General features: G+C 65.3%; 15 protein-coding genes. 6 read left to right on the top strand and 9 right to left on the bottom strand.

From position 1 onward, the window contains the following. Nucleotide 1 precedes the first annotated feature (1 nt). Both PKB_RS27620 and PKB_RS27615 read right to left on the bottom strand, forming a co-directional pair. Complete coding sequence (locus tag PKB_RS27620; protein ID WP_043256380.1) at nucleotides 2–763, bottom strand: hypothetical protein; 762 nt, start codon at nucleotides 761–763, stop codon at nucleotides 2–4. 234 nt (nucleotides 764–997) lie between these two features. Beyond that, a complete protein-coding gene (locus PKB_RS27615; RefSeq protein WP_043256378.1) occupies nucleotides 998–1,693 on the bottom strand; it encodes a Crp/Fnr family transcriptional regulator in 696 nt (231 codons plus the stop codon). A gap of 75 nt (nucleotides 1,694–1,768) precedes the next feature. Here PKB_RS27615 and PKB_RS27610 point away from each other — a divergent pair, with 75 nt between their 5' ends. Beyond that, nucleotides 1,769–2,299 (top strand): Mpo1 family 2-hydroxy fatty acid dioxygenase, encoded by a 531-nt coding sequence (locus PKB_RS27610; protein WP_043256377.1) that lies wholly within the window; start codon nucleotides 1,769–1,771, stop codon nucleotides 2,297–2,299. 4 nt (nucleotides 2,300–2,303) lie between these two features. Here PKB_RS27610 and PKB_RS27605 read toward each other — a convergent pair whose 3' ends face one another. Beyond that, the gene (locus PKB_RS27605) at nucleotides 2,304–2,894 is read right to left on the bottom strand and encodes a 2-hydroxychromene-2-carboxylate isomerase (RefSeq protein ID WP_043256375.1); all 591 of its coding nucleotides are present in this window, start codon (nucleotides 2,892–2,894) and stop codon (nucleotides 2,304–2,306) included. A gap of 33 nt (nucleotides 2,895–2,927) precedes the next feature. Next, complete coding sequence (locus PKB_RS27600; RefSeq protein WP_043256373.1) at nucleotides 2,928–3,662, bottom strand: SDR family oxidoreductase; 735 nt, start codon at nucleotides 3,660–3,662, stop codon at nucleotides 2,928–2,930. A gap of 98 nt (nucleotides 3,663–3,760) precedes the next feature. Between PKB_RS27600 and PKB_RS27595 the strand changes: the two genes are divergently transcribed. After that, on the top strand, nucleotides 3,761–4,327 hold the full coding sequence (locus tag PKB_RS27595; protein ID WP_043256371.1) for a TetR/AcrR family transcriptional regulator: 567 nt from the start codon (nucleotides 3,761–3,763) through the stop codon (nucleotides 4,325–4,327). 7 nt (nucleotides 4,328–4,334) lie between these two features. On the opposite strand, the gene PKB_RS27590 is transcribed toward PKB_RS27595, so the two are convergent. Then, the gene (locus PKB_RS27590) at nucleotides 4,335–6,611 is read right to left on the bottom strand and encodes a putative bifunctional diguanylate cyclase/phosphodiesterase (protein WP_043256369.1); all 2,277 of its coding nucleotides are present in this window, start codon (nucleotides 6,609–6,611) and stop codon (nucleotides 4,335–4,337) included. Between the two features lie 165 nt (nucleotides 6,612–6,776). On the opposite strand from PKB_RS27590, the gene desA reads away from it, so the two are divergent. The 3 genes from desA to PKB_RS27575 all read left to right on the top strand — a co-directional run bounded on the left by desA (nucleotide 6,777) and on the right by PKB_RS27575 (nucleotide 10,986). Beyond that, on the top strand, nucleotides 6,777–7,958 hold the full coding sequence (gene desA, locus PKB_RS27585) for a delta-9 fatty acid desaturase DesA (RefSeq protein ID WP_043256368.1): 1,182 nt from the start codon (nucleotides 6,777–6,779) through the stop codon (nucleotides 7,956–7,958). Nucleotides 7,959–8,072: 114 nt separating this feature from the next. Continuing rightward, entirely contained in the window at nucleotides 8,073–9,044 is a 972-nt protein-coding gene (locus tag PKB_RS27580; RefSeq protein WP_043256366.1) for a GGDEF domain-containing protein, read from the top strand. Between the two features lie 553 nt (nucleotides 9,045–9,597). Further along, the gene (locus tag PKB_RS27575; RefSeq protein WP_043256364.1) at nucleotides 9,598–10,986 is read left to right on the top strand and encodes an OprD family porin; all 1,389 of its coding nucleotides are present in this window, start codon (nucleotides 9,598–9,600) and stop codon (nucleotides 10,984–10,986) included. A gap of 128 nt (nucleotides 10,987–11,114) precedes the next feature. Here the strand turns inward: PKB_RS27575 and aguA are convergent, their stop codons facing one another. The 4 genes from aguA to PKB_RS27555 all read right to left on the bottom strand — a co-directional run bounded on the left by aguA (nucleotide 11,115) and on the right by PKB_RS27555 (nucleotide 16,033). Continuing rightward, nucleotides 11,115–12,236 (bottom strand): agmatine deiminase, encoded by a 1,122-nt coding sequence (gene aguA / locus PKB_RS27570; protein ID WP_043256362.1) that lies wholly within the window; start codon nucleotides 12,234–12,236, stop codon nucleotides 11,115–11,117. 441 nt (nucleotides 12,237–12,677) lie between these two features. After that, on the bottom strand, nucleotides 12,678–13,313 hold the full coding sequence (locus PKB_RS27565) for a TetR/AcrR family transcriptional regulator (protein ID WP_043256360.1): 636 nt from the start codon (nucleotides 13,311–13,313) through the stop codon (nucleotides 12,678–12,680). A 55-nt stretch (nucleotides 13,314–13,368) separates the two neighbouring features. Further along, a complete protein-coding gene (locus PKB_RS27560) occupies nucleotides 13,369–14,427 on the bottom strand; it encodes a polyamine ABC transporter substrate-binding protein (protein ID WP_043256358.1) in 1,059 nt (352 codons plus the stop codon). 229 nt (nucleotides 14,428–14,656) lie between these two features. Further along, complete coding sequence (locus tag PKB_RS27555) at nucleotides 14,657–16,033, bottom strand: glutamine synthetase family protein (RefSeq protein ID WP_043256356.1); 1,377 nt, start codon at nucleotides 16,031–16,033, stop codon at nucleotides 14,657–14,659. A 277-nt stretch (nucleotides 16,034–16,310) separates the two neighbouring features. On the opposite strand from PKB_RS27555, the gene PKB_RS27550 reads away from it, so the two are divergent. Then, nucleotides 16,311–17,063: a gamma-glutamyl-gamma-aminobutyrate hydrolase family protein gene (locus PKB_RS27550; protein WP_043256354.1), complete on the top strand. Its 753-nt coding sequence runs from the start codon at nucleotides 16,311–16,313 to the stop codon at nucleotides 17,061–17,063. The last annotated feature ends 13 nt before the right edge of the window (nucleotides 17,064–17,076 follow it).

Raw genomic sequence — 17,076 nt, 5'->3', positions numbered from 1 at the left:
CTCACTGCTGGCTGAGCTGCATCAGCTGGGAGGCCATTTCCCGCGAGTGGCGCTCGACGATGATCGGCGCCCAGGGCCGCCCGGAGACGCTGACCAGCGCATTGCTCTTGCTGTTCATGTCGCGCAGTGCGGCGCTGAGGTAATCCCAGCGGGTGCGCAGCTTGTCGGACGCCGCGCCCGCCGGCAGCTTGCCGATGCCCTGGTCGATTACCGGAATCAGCGTGCTCTCGTCCTGGCCGAGATAGGCCTGCGGCTGCTCGCGGGCGATCTCCAGGCCGCCCAGGTAGACGCGCCCGAGGTATTGCACGGAGAGGTACTCGACCCGCGCGGGCAGCTCCCAGAGCGGCAGCTCGCCGGCCTTGGAAGGCGGCACGAAGCGCTCGACCTCGCCCAGGAAGTCACGCAGGGAGCGACTGAGGTCCTTGGAGTAGCTCCACGGCAGGTCCTCTTCCTTGGGGCCGTAGGTGGTGCCGTTGTGCACCTGGGTGAGCAATTCCTGGTAGGCCTTCTTCAGGCCTTCGTCAGATTTGGCGTAGCCCTTCACCGCGACGTCGAGGGCGGCCAGGTCGGTCTTCAGCTGCTTCGCATGGGTGTCCTGGAAGCCTTCGCCGCGCAGCAGCATCAGGCTGGCCAGGGCGCGGCAGGCGTTCACCTGCATGCTCTGCAGTTGCAGCTCTTCGGTGGGAAGGTTGGCCGACGCTGGGAAGGGAAGTAACGCGATGCAGCAGACGAACAGGTACAGCAAGATGGATTTGCGGGTCATGGCGGTGTTTCCCTGTTGTTCTTGTTGGCCGTCCGGTCGTGCCGGCGGTGGGGTTGCCTTTCTAAACGCGTGCTGCGCTTGCCCTGACTGGCAAGCCGGGCGCTCTGCGATGCGCCCCGGGTGGATCGGGCGCCCCCGCGCCCTGCGCGCAGCCCTAGGGCCGCGCGGCTCGGCACAAGGCTAACGCCTGCCCCACAGTGTGCAACCATCCGAAAGAGTGATTCGCCAACCGCGTCATGCTTCTGCCTGGGCGGCGCGGCGCAAGCCTGGGTGGTCGAGAATCTCGATGCCGCCGTAGCTCAGGCGCAGCAGGCCGCGCGACTCGAGGTCCTTGAGGATGTGGTTGGTGGTTTGCCGCGACAGGCCGAGCATGGCCGCGAGCTGCTCCTGCGGCAGGTGCAGTTCGCGCTGGCTGGCGCCGGTCTCGCCGTAGCTCTCCGCCAGCATCAGCAGGCGCCGCGCCAGGCGTGTCGCGGCGGGCAGCAGGGCCAGTTCCTCGAGCACGGCGAAGGTCATGCGCAGCTTGTGGCTCATCAGCAAGGCGAAGTCGCGCCAGTACTCGGGGTGCCGGTCGAGCAGAGCGCGCAACGCCGGCATGGGCACCTGCAGGAGGATCGTCGGGCCTTCGGCGTAGGCGTCGTGGGTGCGCGGCTGGCCGTCGAACAGGCAGATCTCGCCGAACCAGTTGGGCGCCTCGACCAGGGCCAGCAACGCCTCCTTGCCGCTGGCACCGACCGCGCCTATGCGCATCTGCCCCTCGACCACGCAGTACAGGCCGCAGGGCGCGTCGCCGCGGGCGAAGAGCCGCTGGCCCGCCGGCAACTGGCGGACCAGGGCGGCTCGCCCGAGGGCTTCGCGCAGTTCCTCGGGCAGGCCCTGGAACCAGCGGCCGGAGGCGATGCGTTGCAGGCAGGCGGAGGTGTCGCTCATGGGCTTTGTCGGCTAGTTGACAGAATGGGAGGGCGCAGCCCAACCATGATGCCAGCACCTTGCGGGAGAACAATCATGAAAACGCTCGTCGATCACCTTGCCCAGTACGCCGCCTACCACCGCGACCGTCGCAACATCCTCAGCCATTTCATCGGCATCCCGATGATCGTCCTGTCCATCGCCGTGCTGCTGTCGCGTCCGGGTGTGGAGATCGGCGGCCTGCTGCTGGCGCCAGCGACTCTGCTTGCCCTGGCCTCGGCGGTGTTCTACCTGCGCCTGGACCTGCGCTTCGGCCTGCTGATGAGCGCGCTGCTGGCGCTGAGCCTGTGGGTTGGTGCGGATCTGGCCGCAGGCAGCACCGCCAGCTGGCTGGGCTGGGGCCTGGGGCTGTTCCTGGTGGGCTGGGTGATCCAGTTCGTCGGCCACTGGTACGAAGGGCGCAAGCCGGCCTTCGTCGATGACCTGATGGGCCTGGTCGTCGGCCCGCTGTTCGTCGCCGCCGAGGCGGCCTTCCTGCTCGGCCTGCGCGACGAAGTGCGCCAGGCCGTCGAGGAACGCGCCGGGCCGACCTGCATCCGCGAACGCAAGCCGGCCCGCGCTCACTGAGGCCTCAGGCCAGGGCCTCGCGGACGAAGTCCAGGCGGTCCTGGCCGAAGAACATCTCGTTGCCGACGAACATGGTCGGCGCACCGAACATGCCGCGCTTGATGGCTGCCTCGGTGTTGGCCTTGAGCGCGTCCTTCACTTCCTGATCCGCCGTCAGCGCCAGCAATGCCTGCGGATCGAAGCCCGCCTCGGCGAGCACCCGGCCGAGCACGGCCGGGTCGCCCAGGTTCAGCGCGTCCACCCACATGCCCTTGAACACGCAGTCGAGCAGCGCCGCGAAGCGCTCCGGCTGGCGCATCTGCACGCCGGTGGCGGCGCGCATCAGCTGCAGCGTATTGATCGGGAAGAACGGGTTCATCTTCATCGGCACGCCGTAGCGGCGGGCGAAGCGCTGCATGTCGATCAGGGTGTAGCGACCCTTGGCCGGGATGGCGATGGGCGAGGCGTTGCCGGTGGCCTGGAACACGCCGCCCAGCAGCACCGGGCGGTAGACCAGTTCAGCGCCGGCTTCGGCGCAGATGCCAGGCAACTGGGTGAAGGCCAGGTAGGAAGTCGGGCTGCCGAAGTCGAAGTAGAACTCGACGCTTTTGCTCATGGGCGCTGCTCTCATTGTTGTCGTTATCGGGATTCACCAGCGCTCGATCCACGGGCGCAGGTCGAGTTCGAAGGTCCAGGCGTCGCGCGGCTGGCTGTGCAGGTACCAGTAGTTATCGGCGATGTGCTCGGGGGAGAGGATGCCGTCCTGGTCCTTCAGCGCGTAGCGCTCGGGGAAGTTGTCGCGGATGAAGTCGGTGTCGATGGCGCCGTCGACAACCACGTGGGTCACATGCAGGCCCATGGGGCCGAGCTCGCGGGCCATGCTCTGGGCCAGGGCGCGGATGCCGTGCTTGGCGCCGGCGAAGGCGGCAAAGCCTGCAGCGCCGCGCAGGCCGGCGGTTGCACCGGTGAAGAGGATAGTGCCACGCTGGCGCTTGACCATGCGCTTGGCCACCGCCTGGCTGGTAAGGAAGCCGGAGAAGCAGGCCATTTCCCAGATCTTGAAGTACTTGCGCGCGGTCTCTTCGAGGATGCTGCAGGGCACGTTGGCACCGATGTTGAAGACGAAGGCCTCGATCGGGCCGATGTCGCGCTCGATGGTTTCCACCAGCTCGATCACCTCTTCTTCCTTGCGCGCGTCCGAGGCGAAGCCGTGGGCCTCGCCGCCCTCGGCGCGAATGCTGTCGACCAGCGGCTGCAGCTTGTCGGCCGAACGCCGGGTTACGCAGGCGACATAGCCTTCGCGGGCGAAGCGGCGGGCGATGGCACCGCCCGTGGCATCGCCGGCGCCGATGACCAGCACGACTTTCTTCTCGTTGTCGCTCATGCGCAGACCCTCGTGTTGTTATTGGTAAACGGTCGTTAGGTAAACGGACGTTATGTTATGCTGCCGGCATCCGTCAAGCCGCCCCCAGGAGGCAGCCGATGCGCTATTCAGCCACCCACAAGGAAGAAACCCGCCAGCGCCTGCTCGACAGCAGCGCGGCCATCGCCAAGCAGGGCGGTTTCGCCAATGCCGGGGTCGATGGGCTGATGAAGGCGGTGGGGTTGTCCGGTGGCGCCTTTTACAACCACTTCTCGTCCAAGGATGAGCTCTTCGCCGCCATCGTCCAGCGCGAGCTGATGCGCAGCGTCGAGCGCCTGGCCGACCAGCGCAAACCCTTCGATCGCGAGCGGCTGATGCGCGGCCTGACCCGCTACCTGAACCTCGTGCACGTGCAGGAGCCGGCGGGCGGCTGCGCCATTCCGGCGCTGGGTGCGGAGATCGCGCGCGCCGACCTGTCTGTGCGGCAGGGCGCCGAAGAGGCGCTGCTCGAGCTGCAGCGAGCCTGGGCCGAGGTGATTGGCTCCGAGGAAGATGCCTGGGCGCTGCTCGCCCAGTGCGTGGGCGCGCTGGTTCTGGCGCGGATGATGGCCAGCGAGGAAAGCCAGCGGGCGATCATCGAGTCCAGCCGCGCCTTTCTCCAGCGGCACCTGGAGGAGTCGCGGTAACGCCGGCTCAGGCGGGTTCTGCGCCGGCCGGCTGGTTTAGCGGCAGCGCCTCCGGCGGTTGTGGCCGGCCATACCAGTAGCCCTGGCCGTAGTCGCAGGCCTGGCTGAGCAGGAACGTCGCCTGGTCGGCCCGTTCGATGCCCTCCGCGACCACCTTCAACCCCATGCTGCGCGCGAGGGCGATGATCGCGCAGGCGATGGCTACATCCTCGGCGCAACCCGGCAGGCCGGCGACGAATCCCTGGTCGATCTTCAGCTTCTGCACCGGCATGCGCTTGAGGCGCATCAGCGAGGAATAGCCGGTGCCGAAGTCGTCGATCGCCAGCTGCACGCCCAGATCGCGCAGGCGCTGTAGCAGCGCTACCGACTGGTCGATGTTCTGCATGATCGCGCTTTCGGTGACTTCCAGCTCCAGATGGCGCGCCTGCAGGCCGCTGTCGGCCAGTGCGCGGGCCACTTGCTGTTCGATGCCTTCGCGGGCAAACAGGCGGCTGGACAGGTTGACCGCGACGAACTCCAGCTCGCTGCCCGCATCCAGCCAGCGACGCATCTGCCGGCAAGCCTGGTTCAGCACCCAGGTGTCCAGGGCGCCGATCAGCCCGCATTCCTCGGCCACCGGGATGAACTCGCCCGGGGGTACCAGGCCGCGTTGCGGATGTTGCCAGCGCACCAGCGCCTCGGCCCCGACGGGGCGGCCGGTGGCTAGGTCGTGCACCGGCTGGTAGTGGACGCGCAGCTCGTCCTGTTCCAGCGCGCGACGCAGGGCGCTTTCCACTTCCACATGGGAACGGGCGCGGGCAGTCAGTTCGGGCGTGTAGAAGGCGTACAAGTTGCGTCCGCTGGCCTTGGCCTGGAACAGCGCGGCGTCGGCGTGCTGGAGCAGATGGTCGACATTGCCGGCGTCGTCGGGGAACAGGCTGATGCCGAGGCTGGCCGAGACATAGACCCGTTGGCCCTGGATGTCGAAAGGCGCGCTCATCGACTGCAGCAGGCGCTGGGCCAGGCTGCTGGCGTGGTTCGGCTGGCGGCATTCGAGGAGCACGGCGAATTCGTCGCCGCCCAGGCGGGCCAGGGTGTCGGTCTGGTCCAGGCAGGTCCGCAGGCGTTCGGCGACGGCCTTCACCACCTGGTCGCCGGCGCTGTGGCCGAGGCTGTCGTTGATGTGCTTGAAGTGATCCAGGTCGAGCAGCAGCAGGGCGCCGCTGCCCATTTCGCGTCCGGCGCGGACGATGGCCTGGTCGATGCGTTCGCGCAGCAGCAGGCGGTTGGGCAAGCCGGTCAGCGGATCGTGGTGAGCGAGGAAGTCCAGTTCACGCTGCGAGCGCTTGATGCTGCTGAGGTCGGAGAACACCGCCACATAGCGGGTCAGCTGCCCCCGGTCGTCATGCACGGCGCAGATGTGCTGCCATTGCGGATACACCTCGCCGTTCTTGCGGCGGTTCCAGATCTCCCCGCACCAGACGCCGTCGCGGCCCAGGGTTTGCCACATGCGCTGGTAGAAATCGTTGTCCTGCAGGCCGGACTTGAGCATCGACGGATTGCGCCCCAGCACTTCATCGGCGGTGTAGCCGGTGATGCGCTGGAAGGACGGGTTGATGTGCAGGATGACGCCGTGCTCGTCGGTCACCAGCAGGCCTTCCTGGGTGGCTTCGAACACCGCGGCGGCCTGGCGCAGGTGGTCGTCGAGGCTGCGTTGGCGGGTGACGTCGCGACTGACGCCGGTCATCAGCACGGGGTCGCCGTGCGTGTCGCGAATGGCGCGGCCGCGCGAATGGATCCAGCGATGACCGCCATCGGCGTGGCGCAGGCGGTACGTGCAGTCGAGCCGATCGCTGTGGCCTTCGAGGTGTTCGCGGTGGGCTTGCAGGGTGGCTTCCCGGTCGTCGGGGTGCAGGCGATCGCACCAGAACGCCTTGCTGTCGCCCAGCTCTTCGGCGGGCAGGCCGAGCAATCTCGCGAAGCCCGAGGAATAAAAGACCCGATCGCTGCGCAGGTCCCACTCCCAGAGCCCGTCCTCCACCGCATTCAGGGCGCGGTTCAGGCGCTGTTCGCTGGCCATGAGCGCCGCGTAGGCCCGTTGCCGGTGGCCAAACTGGCGGCGCATCAGCAGGTAGAGCAGGCCGGCGGTGAGACTGACGAAGAGAAAACGCTTGGCGAGCAGCCAGAATTCGGTGTCGGAGGACCCGACTACCAGACGGACGGCATCATCGCTCAGGAGGATCCAGACGGAGGCGGCGGCCAGGTACGACAGGCCGATTTGCAGGGCACGCAGGTGTGGCTTCATCGGGTGGGGTGGACGACTTATTGGTTGCGCAGTATAGAGGGTGGCCATTGGCCTTGGTTCTTATCTAAAAGACCTGATGGTATTCCGGCCTTGCTTGTTGATAATGCGGGATGGCCCAGATGGCCGGGCTTGTCGATCCTTCCTCATCGAGGTTCATTTTCATCCATGTGGTACAACGGTTTCCTTGATCTGCCTCTGTGGCAATTGATTGTCGTTACGCTTGTGCTGACCCACATCACCATCGTCAGCGTAACCGTCTACCTGCACCGCTATTCGGCGCACCGCGCGCTCGACCTGCATCCGGCGCTGCAGCACTTCTTCCGCTTCTGGCTGTGGATGACCACCGGCATGAACACGCGCGAGTGGACCGCCATCCACCGTAAGCACCATGCCAAGTGCGAAACCGCCGACGACCCCCACAGCCCGGTGTACAAGGGCCTGGGCACCGTCCTGCGGCGCGGCGCCGAGCTGTATCGCGAGGAAGCAAAGAACGAAGACACCCTGCGCATCTACGGCAAGAACTGCCCGGAAGACTGGATCGAGCGCAACCTCTACAGCCGCTTCCCGCTGGGCGGAATCGCGCTGATGGTGCTGATCGACGTCGCCTTGTTCGGCGCCCTCGGCCTGACCGTTTGGGCCGTGCAGATGGCCTGGATTCCGGTTTGGGCGGCTGGTGTCATCAATGGCCTGGGCCACGCGGTCGGCTACCGCAACTTCGAGTGCCGCGACGCCGCCACCAACCTGGTGCCCTGGGGCATCCTGATCGGCGGTGAAGAGCTGCACAACAACCACCACACCTATCCCAACTCGGCGAAGCTGTCGGTGAAGAAGTGGGAGTTCGACATGGGCTGGGCCTGGATCAAGCTGTTCAGCTTCCTGCGCCTGGCCAAGGTCGCCCGCGTGGCGCCCATCGCGCACCGCGTGGAAGGCAAGGGCAGCCTGGACATGGACACCGCCATGGCCATCCTCAACAACCGTTTCCAGATCATGGCGCAGTACCGCAAGCTGGTGATCGGCCCGCTGGTGAAGCAGGAGCTGGCCAAGGCCGACGAGTCGGTCCGCCACCTGTTCCGCCGCGCCAAGCGCCTGCTGTCGCGCGAGACCAGCCTGCTGGAGGAAAGCCACCACGCGCGCATCCAGCGTCTGCTGGAACACAGCCAGGCCCTGCAGGTGATCTACGAGAAGCGCCTCGCTCTGCAGCAGATCTGGGCGAAGACCAGCGCCAACGGCCACGACATGCTCGCCGCGATCAAGCAGTGGGTGCAGGAGGCCGAGGCCAGCGGCATCCAGTCGCTGCGTGAGTTCGCCGAGCAGCTCAAGACCTACTCGCTGCGCCCGGCCGTCTGAGTCAACGCGAAGCCGGTCACAAAAAGCCCGCCGTTCGGCGGGCTTTTGCTTTTTTCTCCGAGCACTTGGCTACTTTTGCGGTCATAGCCCACTCGATTGGGCGGGAGCGTACGCATGGAAGAGAAGGGCAAGGTGTCGGGCGATTACGAGGAGGTGCTGCTGGCGCTGCTGCATAGCCGTGCCGAAGCCGAACGACTCAAGGAACGCGAGCAACTGTTCAGCGCGCTGCTGGCCAGCGTGAATGCCGTGCTCTGGGCATTCGACTGGCAGCAGCAGCGCATGGTCTACGTCAGCCCGGCGTACGAGCGCATCTTCGGTCGCTCCGCGGCGCTGCTGCTGGCGGATTTCAGCGAGTGGCGCGACTCCATCTACCCCGACGACCTGGACTATGCGCAGAGCAGCTTCGACCAGGTGATCGAGCGCGGTGCGGTGGAGCAGCGCGAGTACCGCATCCTGCGCGCGGACGGCGAGGTGCGCTGGCTGAGCGACAAGTGCTTCATCAGCCAGCACAGCGATGCCGGTCTGCCGCTCATGGTGGTCGGCATCGCCGAAGACATCACCGACAAGAAGCACCTGGAGAACGAGCTGCACCGCCTGGCCACCACCGACGTGCTGACCCAGAGCAGCAACCGCCGCTACTTCTTCGACAACGCCGAGCAGGCCTTCAACGACTGCCAGCGCGCCGGTGCGCCCTTGGCCTTCCTGCTGCTGGACGTCGATGACTTCAAGAAGATCAACGACCGCTATGGCCACCAGGTCGGCGACCGCGTGCTGCAGAAGATCGCCCAGTGCGCCAGCGGCGCATTGCGCCGTGGCGACCTGTTCGGGCGCATCGGCGGCGAGGAGTTCGCCGTGCTGCTGCCTGGCTGCGACCAAGGCACGGCGCGGCAGATCGGCGAGCGCCTGCTGCGCGAAGTGCAGCGCCTGCGCTTCAACGAAGGCGACCAGGCGTTCGGCGTGACGGTCAGCCAGGGCATGACCCTGCTGCGCGCCGGTGACGAGAATCTCTCCAGCCTCTACGGCCGCGCCGACTCCGCGCTGTACCAGGCCAAACGCAACGGCAAGGACCGTATCGAGCAGGCCTGACAGGCCTGCGCCTTCCTCCCCGCTCTTGTGAGGCGTCTATCTTTTATTCCATTTGGCAATTAAGTTTTAATAATTAATTCTTTTTGGATTTATTTCCGATCTCTTATCGTTGCCCCCAGCGTGGCCGCAAGGGCCAGGCAACGAAGTCCGGCAACTCAGGTGGCGAGCATCCGCCAGAGCGTCCGGGGAAGGTGGCGGATTTCCGCTGACCAGTGCGCGGCGAAGGACCAGGCTACGGGGTGCAGACCCGCGCCAATCCACGTGTCTATGCAGGTTGGGCCAATTGGCCCGGGGTTTGCCATGCCTGCGGGAAGGCCCCCGGCCTTGCCCACAACAACAAGACACGAGCATTCACCATGACGCTGCCATTCCTTCCCGCAAGTGCCTTCCTGCCTGCCCGTCCACGCCTAGACCCTGCCTAGGGGCAACCGACTGCCGACCGCTGTACGCCAGCAGTTCCGGGCTTTTTTCCGGCTGCGCGCGGCCGCTTGCGCGACGCACTACGTGTCGCGATTGCCGACTTCACACAAGATCAATAAATGGGGATTCACCAATGAAGAGTCGTAACATCACGCAATCCGCACTGGCCGTCGCCGTGGCTGCGAGCGTCTTTGGCGTCCAGCTGCAGACCGCCAGCGCCAGCGGTTTCATCGAAGACAGCAAGGCCAGCCTGACCCTGCGCAACTTCTACATCAACACCGACAACCGCAACGGCACCGCCGCGCCGAACAAACAGGAAGAGTGGGGCCAGGGCTTCCTGCTCAACTATGCGTCCGGCTACACCGCGGGCACCGTGGGCTTCGGCGTCGACGCGCTGGGTCTGCTCGGCGTGCGCCTGGATAGCGGCAAAGGCACCCACTACGAATCCTCCAGCCAGCAGGCCGGCACTGTGTTCCCCTCCGATGGCGATGGCCGTGCAGTGGACGAATTCAGCAGCCTCGGCCCGACCCTCAAGGCCAAGGTCTCGAAGACCGAGTTCCGCTACGGCACCCTGCAGCCGAAGCTGCCGGTGGTGGTCTACAACGACGGCCGGCTGTTGCCGGTGACCTTCGAAGGCGGCCAGGTCACCTCGACCGACATCAAGGACCTGACCCTGGTCGGCGGCCAGCTGGAACACACCCGCGGGCGCAACTCCACCGACTGGCGCAGCCTGTCCATCGGCGGGGCCAACGGCTCGACCGCGAGCGCCCGCGACAGCAACAAGTTCTACTACGCCGGTGGCGACTACAAGGTGAACAAGGACCTCACCCTGCAGTACTACTACGGCCAGCTGACCGACTTCTACCAGCAGCATTTCCTCGGCCTGCAGCACAGCTGGGCGATCGGCCCGGGCGTCCTGAAGACCGACCTGCGCGCCTTCGACAGCACTTCCGATGGCAAGAACGGCAGCGCCGCCGGCCGCGCCGACGGCTACGTCAGCAGCGGCTACTACGGCGGCAACGTGACCAAGGGTGAAGTGGACAACCGTGCCTACAGCGGCCTGTTCACCTACAACCTGGCCGGTCACAGCATCGGCGCCGGCTACCAGGTGCTCAACGGCGACAGCGACTTCCCCTTCCTCAACCGTGGCGACGGTGAAGGCTCCACTGCCTACCTGATCACTGACGTACAGATCGGCAAGTTCCAGCACGCCGGCGAACGTACCTGGCAGGCGCGCTACGCCTACGACTTCGCCCAGGTCGGCGTACCCGGCCTGACCTTCAACGCCATCTACCTGAACGCCGACAACATCAAGACCAAGGGCGGCGACCAGGGCGAGTGGGAGCGCGACTTCAGCCTGGCCTACGTGATCCCGGACGGCACCTTCAAGGGCCTGGGCTTCACCTGGAAGAACGCCGCGCTGCGCAGCGACCTGCCGGCGGCCAGCAAGTCCGGCTATGCCTCCCAGCGCGACCAGGACGAGAACCGCCTGATCGTCAGCTACACCCTGCCGCTGTTCTAAGGCCGAAAGGCTTTTCGTAGGAGCGAGCTTGCTCTCGAACCGGCCCCGCTGCGGAGCAGTTCGCGAGCAAGCTCGCTCCTGCAAGGGCATGCAAAAAGGCCGTCGCCCCTCGCGGGACGACGGCCTTTTCATTGGCGGCTAGCGGGGCAGCGCTTCTGCGGCGCCGGCTGCTGCTGGGTAATGCAATGGATGTTGCCGCCGCCGAGGAGGATCTCGCGGCCCGGCACCATCACCACTTCGTGCTCGGGGAACACGCGCTGCAGGATGGCCTTGGCTTCTGCGTCCTTCGCGTCGTCGAAGCTGGGGGCCACGATGCCGCCGTTGACGATCAGGAAATTCACGTAGGAACCGGCCAGGCGAATCGACGGATCGCGCTCTTGCGAGCTGTCGACCAGGTCGACGCCGGCGCACTCTTCCTCGGTCGCGTGGATCGGGCCCGGGATCGGCATCTTGTGCACGACCAGTTGGCGACCCTTGGCGTCGCGCGCCTGCTCCAGCACGCGCATGGCAGCCTGGCAACGCGGGTAGTTCGGGTCCTGCGGGTCGTCGGTCCAGGCCAGCAGCACTTCGCCCGGGCGCACGTAGCAGCAGAAGTTGTCGACGTGGCCATCGGTCTCGTCGTTGTACAGGCCGTCCGGCAGCCAGATCACGGTGTCGATCGCCAGGTGCTCGCGCAGCACCGCCTCGATCTCCTCGCGGGACAGGTGCGGGTTGCGGTTGCGGTTGAGCAGGCATTCCTCGGTGGTGATCACGGTGCCTTCGCCGTCGACATGAATCGATCCGCCCTCGAGCACGAAGCCCTCGGTGCGGTAGCGCTCGCAGCCTTCGATCTCGAGGATCTTGCGCGCTACCTGGTCGTCGCGCTGCCAAGGGAAGTACAGGCCGCCGTCGAGGCCGCCCCAGGCGTTGAAGGTCCAGTCCACGCCACGCACGGCGCCCTGGTCATTGATCACGAAGGTCGGGCCGGTGTCGCGCACCCAGGCGTCGTCGGTGCTGATCTCGACCACGCGGATGGCGCTGCTCAGGCGGGCACGGGCGTTTTCGTATTGGCCGGCGGAGACGCAGACGGTGACCGGCTCGAAGCGCGCGATGGCCTCGGCGACGGCGCTGAACGCAGCCTGCGCGGCCTTGCCGCCCAGGCGCCAGTTGTCCGGACGCTCCGGCCAGACCATCCAGGTCTGGGTGTGAGGTTCCCATTCAGCCGGCATGCGGAAACCATCGGCGCGGGGAGTGCTGGTCAGGGTAGTCATGGGTTCACCATTTTGCTGAAGGCTGAAACCGGTGGCGGGCGCGGGCTGCCGCCGGATGGGTTACTCGGTTGGGATGACGTTGATGGCGCGCGTCCCGGGCGATGAGTGCGTCCTCCCGTTCGTCCGGATCGAAACCGTGGACAAGGATAGGCGCTTCGGTTTCGTCGAGCCCGGAGCCTCTTGCCGCAACGATCGGCGTTGCGGGTCGAGCGGAACGCTCCGTTTGCCGATATCTATCGGCCTTCCGGCTTGGGCGGTGGCCGATACAGATGCCGTCAGGCGAGCGATTGCAGTCCCTAACTGGGCTTTGGCAATTTATATCCGATAAAAATCGGCTTTCAAAGCGTTATTTATCGGGACGCTGAGCAATGGCCTCATAAATACGGATAAATATCCGGCTATGGGCTTCGGAGAGTATGACGCTGAAATGCTGCGCGCAGCTTATAGCTGCCGCTTGGGCAAGCAGGGCGGCAGATATAGCCCCAGGTACGCGTCGAGGACGCGCCGGCCTTCCTCGGCCAGCCGTGGCTCGATATGACCGAACCGCTGTACCGATAGCGCATAGACGCGGTCGCTGAGATCCATGGCCAGGCTGAACACCTCGATGTCCTCGGGCAGCTCCGGCAGGTGGAAGTGATGGTCGAACAGGGCGCGCATCGAGTTGCCCAGTTGCACGTCGTGCTGGCGGTCGGCGAGCGTCACCTCGGCGAGGCCGTGGCTCGCGAGGATCAGCTGGCGCGCCGCGGCGTCACCGGCGTAGACCGCCAGCATGCGTTGCTCGACGATCCGCGAAAGATCCCGCCAGTCGCGCAGCGCGGCGTGGTCCACCGGCTCTTCCAGACAGGCGCGGAAGGCCGCGTGGACCTCTGCGGTCAGCGCCTGCAGCAGCGCCGGAACGCTAGGGAAGAAGTGATAGACCGAGGAGGGTGGCATGTCCGCGCGCTCGGCCACCGCATAGATCGACAGGCCGGCGGTGCCGCTTTCGGCGAGCAGCGCGCGGGTCGCATCGAGGATGGCGGCGATGCGCGCCTGGCTGCTGGCGCGGGGCTTGCGGGAGGTGCTGGCAGTGGTCGACATGGAGCGCTCCGGACGTGAGCGGCTATTGGACGCCAGCTCACGCCGGAGGGGCAAGTCAGTTGCTCGCCGTGAGGCGGCTCCAGACGTCCTTGATTACCGGGGCGGTCTTCTCCGGTGCGGTTTCCAGGGCGAACAGGCGGCGCCGGGTTTCCTGGTCCGGGTAGAGTCCGTTCTCGCCGCGCAGGGCCGGGTCGAGGAATTCCTTCGCGTCGGCATTGCCGTTGGGATAGAAGGTCGCGTTGGTGATCTGCGCGGCCACCTTCGGCTGCATCAGGAAGTCGATGAAGCGCTGGGCCAGGTCCGGGTGCTCGGCGCTGCTGGGAATCACCAGGTTGTCGATGAACAGCACCGAGCCTTCCTGCGGCACCACGAACTTCACTGGCTGCCCGGCCTGCGCCGCGTGCACGGCGTCGCCGACCCAGGCCATGGCGATGCACAGCTTGCCGTCGTTGAGGTCCTGGATGTAGCGCTCGCTGTCGATATAGCGCAGGTTGGGCCGCAGCGTCTGCAGCACTTCGCCGGCGCGGCGAATCTGCGTCGGGGCGCTACGTGCGAAGTTGCGGCCCTGGTAGTTCATCAGCACCGAAAAGGTTTCGTCGGGCGCATCGAGCATGCTCATGCCGCACGCCTTCAGGCGCTGGCTGTACTGGGTGTCGAAGAGCAGCGCCCAGCTTTCCGGCACCTGGCCGCCCAGGGCCTTCTGTGCCAGTGGCTCGTTCACCGCGAGACCCACCGCGCCCCACAGGTAGGGCACTGCGTGGCGGTTTTCGGGGTCTACCGCGGCCAGCTTGCTCATCAGCTGCGGATCGAGGTGGCGGCGGTTGGGGAGCTGGCTGAAGTCCAGCGGACGCAGCAGGTTGTCCTTGATCAGCCCGGGCAGTTCGTTGTGCGAGGGCACCGCGACATCGATGTGCTCGCCGCTGTGCAGGGCCTTCTGCAGCTCTTCGGCGGTGCTGTAGGTGTGGTATTCGACCTGAATGCCGGTGCTCTTCTCGAAGTCCTTGAGCACTTCAGGTGCGATGTAGTCATTCCAGTTGTAGACGCGGATGACTTCTTGGGCCTGGACGAACAGCGGGCACAGCGTGAGCAACAGCGGGGCGAGCAGGCGTGGCATTGGCATTCTCCCTGTATGGCAAAGCGCGTCTGGCGGCGAGGCCGCTTCGTTTTTTTCCGGTGAAGACTGCGGCAGTGCAAGGACGCCCCGGTGCGGGTGTCCGCCGATCGTCAGGCGAGCGACGGACGGTCCGACGTCGACGCCCCCCGCGCCAGCCGCCGGCACACCCGCTGTACGGGCGTCACCGAAAGACGACGCCGGCACTAAGGCCGGGCGTCGCTGTTCGGTTTTATACGGTATGTAGATACCAGTTGTACTCGAGGTCGGAGATCGAATATTCGAACTCCTGCAACTCGTGCTCCTTGCACGCGACGAAGATGTCGATGTACTCGGGGCTGATGTACTTGTTCATCACATCGCTGTCGTCCAACTCGCGCAGGGCATCGCGCAGGTTGTTCGGCAGGCTCTGCTCCAGCTGCTCGTAGGCGTTGCCTTCGATAGGCGCACCGGGCTCGACCTTGTTGGTCAGGCCGTGGTGGACACCGGCGAGGACGGCCGCCAGAAGCAGGTAGGGGTTGGCGTCGGCACCGGCAACGCGGTGCTCCAGGCGTACCGCTTCCGGCGCGCCGGTCGGCACGCGCAGGGCCACGGTGCGGTTGTCCAGGCCCCAGCTCGGCGCGTTCGGCACGAAGAAGGCCGAGCCGAAGCGGCGGTACGAGTTGACGTTCGGGCAGAGGAAGGCCATGGAGGCCGGCAGGGTCTCGAGCACACCGCCGATCGCGTGGCGCAACGCGGCGTTCTGCTCGGGATCCTCGCTGGTGAAGATGTTCTTGCCGTCCTTGTCGAGCAGCGACACGTGAACGTGCAGACCGTTGCCAGCCTGACCCGGGTAGGGCTTGGCCATGAAGGTCGAGTCCATCTCGTGGTCGTAGGCGACGTTCTTGATCAGGCGCTTGAGCAGGACCGCGTAGTCACAGGCCTTCAGCGCGTCGTTGACGTGGTGCAGGTTGACTTCGAACTGTGCCGGGGCGCTTTCCTTGACGATGGCGTCGGCCGGGATGCCCTGGGCGCGGGCGCCGTCGATGATGTCCTGCAGGCAGTCGGCGTACTCGTCGAGGTCGTCGATGGAATAGACCTGGACGGATTGCGGGCGTTTGCCGGAGATCGGCGAGCGTGGCGGCTGCGGACGGCCGTTCACGTTCTCCTGGTCGATCAGATAGAACTCCAGCTCGAAAGCGGCAACGATCGACAGGCCGATATCGGTGAATTTCTGAACGACCTGGCGAAGCACTTCACGCGGGTCCGCGAAGAAGGGATCGCCTTCCATCTCGTGCATAGTCATCAGCAGCTGCGCAGTCGGGCGCTTCTGCCAGGGTTCCATGGCGATGGTGTCAGGGATGGGATAGCAGACGCGGTCGGCATCGCCGATGTCCAGGCCAAGACCGGTGCTTTCGACGGTGGAACCCGTGATGTCGAGGGCGAACAGCGAGGCGGGTAGGTTAATGCCTTTCTCGAAGACTTTGGGCAGGCTGGTGCGTTCGATGCGCTTGCCGCGGACCACACCATTCATATCTGCAATAAGGAGGTCGACGAACTGGACCTCGGGGTGTTCCTTCAGGAACTCGGTCGCTTCTGTGAGCGGAACGGCACTCGGGGGTACCGACATGATGCAACACCTTTATTGTTAAAAATTTCAATCATTCAAGGGCTAAGGTGTGAGTCAATCCGAAAGGCTACTTTATGTCAATAGTGCCAAAAATTGCCCTGAGGTGGTGCGGAGGGGCCATTTTTGGGGCGTTTTGGGTTATTCGTCACACGCTGTAAGCCCGGTTTCATGGGATGTTCATAGAGCCGTGTGCAATTTTTTACAGAGCTATTGTGTAAAAAAATGAACAAGGCTAAGCTCGAACGCAACCCATAACACTTACAAACACGGGTGTCCCATGTCTCGCCAGCCGTTAATCGGCGTGACCGCCTGCACAAGACAGGTTGGTCATCACCCCAACCATGTCGCCGGCGACAAGTACCTCAAAGCCGTCGTTGCTGGGGCGAATGGTCTGCCAGTGATCATTCCCGCCTTGGGCGAGCTTCTGAGTCTGGACACCCTGCTCGACAGTCTCGATGGCGTGCTCCTCACGGGCTCATCCTCGAACGTCGAACCCCATCATTATAGTGGCCTTGCGAGCGATGCTGGCACTCTGCATGACATCGCCCGCGACGCCACCAGCCTGCCCCTCGTTCGCGCCGCGATTTCCGCGGGCGTACCTGTACTCGGAATCTGCCGGGGTTTCCAGGAGATGAATGTGGCGTTGGGCGGCTCCCTGCACCAGAAGGTGCACGAAACACCAGGACTCATGGATCACCGCGAGCCGGCTGACGCGCCGGTCGAGGTCAAGTACGCCTTGCGCCATGCCGTGCATGTGCAGCCGGGCGGCGTGCTGGCTGGCATCGGCTTGCCGGAGCAGATCCAGGTCAATTCCATTCATGGCCAGGGCGTTGATCGTCTGGCGCCCGGCCTTCGAGTTGAAGCGCTGGCGCCCGACGGGTTGGTAGAGGCCTTTTCCGTCGAAGGCGCGAGTGCCTTCGCCCTCGGGGTGCAATGGCATCCGGAGTGGCAAGTGCAAACGAACCCCAACTATCTCGCTATCTTCCAGGCATTCGGCAATGCCTGCAGCAAGAGGGCGGGGCAACGTTGAGCCCGGCGGTTGG

This window comes from Pseudomonas knackmussii B13 (assembly GCF_000689415.1).
Lineage (GTDB): Bacteria > Pseudomonadota > Gammaproteobacteria > Pseudomonadales > Pseudomonadaceae > Pseudomonas > Pseudomonas knackmussii.
Note: the sequence above shows the minus strand (reverse complement) of the source record. Positions and strands in the feature narration are given on the sequence as shown.

Excerpts from the sequence above, each read along its gene's own strand:
- PKB_RS27620 (WP_043256380.1), bottom strand. The coding sequence starts at position 763 with ATGACCCGCAAATCCATCTTGCTGTACCTGTTCGTCTGCTGCATCGCG.
- PKB_RS27615 (WP_043256378.1), bottom strand. The coding sequence starts at position 1,693 with ATGAGCGACACCTCCGCCTGCCTGCAACGCATCGCCTCCGGCCGCTGG.
- PKB_RS27610 (WP_043256377.1), top strand. The coding sequence starts at position 1,769 with ATGAAAACGCTCGTCGATCACCTTGCCCAGTACGCCGCCTACCACCGC.
- PKB_RS27605 (WP_043256375.1), bottom strand. The coding sequence starts at position 2,894 with ATGAGCAAAAGCGTCGAGTTCTACTTCGACTTCGGCAGCCCGACTTCC.
- PKB_RS27600 (WP_043256373.1), bottom strand. The coding sequence starts at position 3,662 with ATGAGCGACAACGAGAAGAAAGTCGTGCTGGTCATCGGCGCCGGCGAT.
- PKB_RS27595 (WP_043256371.1), top strand. The coding sequence starts at position 3,761 with ATGCGCTATTCAGCCACCCACAAGGAAGAAACCCGCCAGCGCCTGCTC.
- PKB_RS27590 (WP_043256369.1), bottom strand. The coding sequence starts at position 6,611 with ATGAAGCCACACCTGCGTGCCCTGCAAATCGGCCTGTCGTACCTGGCC.
- desA (WP_043256368.1), top strand. The coding sequence starts at position 6,777 with ATGTGGTACAACGGTTTCCTTGATCTGCCTCTGTGGCAATTGATTGTC.
- PKB_RS27580 (WP_043256366.1), top strand. The coding sequence starts at position 8,073 with ATGGAAGAGAAGGGCAAGGTGTCGGGCGATTACGAGGAGGTGCTGCTG.
- PKB_RS27575 (WP_043256364.1), top strand. The coding sequence starts at position 9,598 with ATGAAGAGTCGTAACATCACGCAATCCGCACTGGCCGTCGCCGTGGCT.
- aguA (WP_043256362.1), bottom strand. The coding sequence starts at position 12,236 with ATGACTACCCTGACCAGCACTCCCCGCGCCGATGGTTTCCGCATGCCG.
- PKB_RS27565 (WP_043256360.1), bottom strand. The coding sequence starts at position 13,313 with ATGTCGACCACTGCCAGCACCTCCCGCAAGCCCCGCGCCAGCAGCCAG.
- PKB_RS27560 (WP_043256358.1), bottom strand. The coding sequence starts at position 14,427 with ATGCCACGCCTGCTCGCCCCGCTGTTGCTCACGCTGTGCCCGCTGTTC.
- PKB_RS27555 (WP_043256356.1), bottom strand. The coding sequence starts at position 16,033 with ATGTCGGTACCCCCGAGTGCCGTTCCGCTCACAGAAGCGACCGAGTTC.
- PKB_RS27550 (WP_043256354.1), top strand. The coding sequence starts at position 16,311 with ATGTCTCGCCAGCCGTTAATCGGCGTGACCGCCTGCACAAGACAGGTT.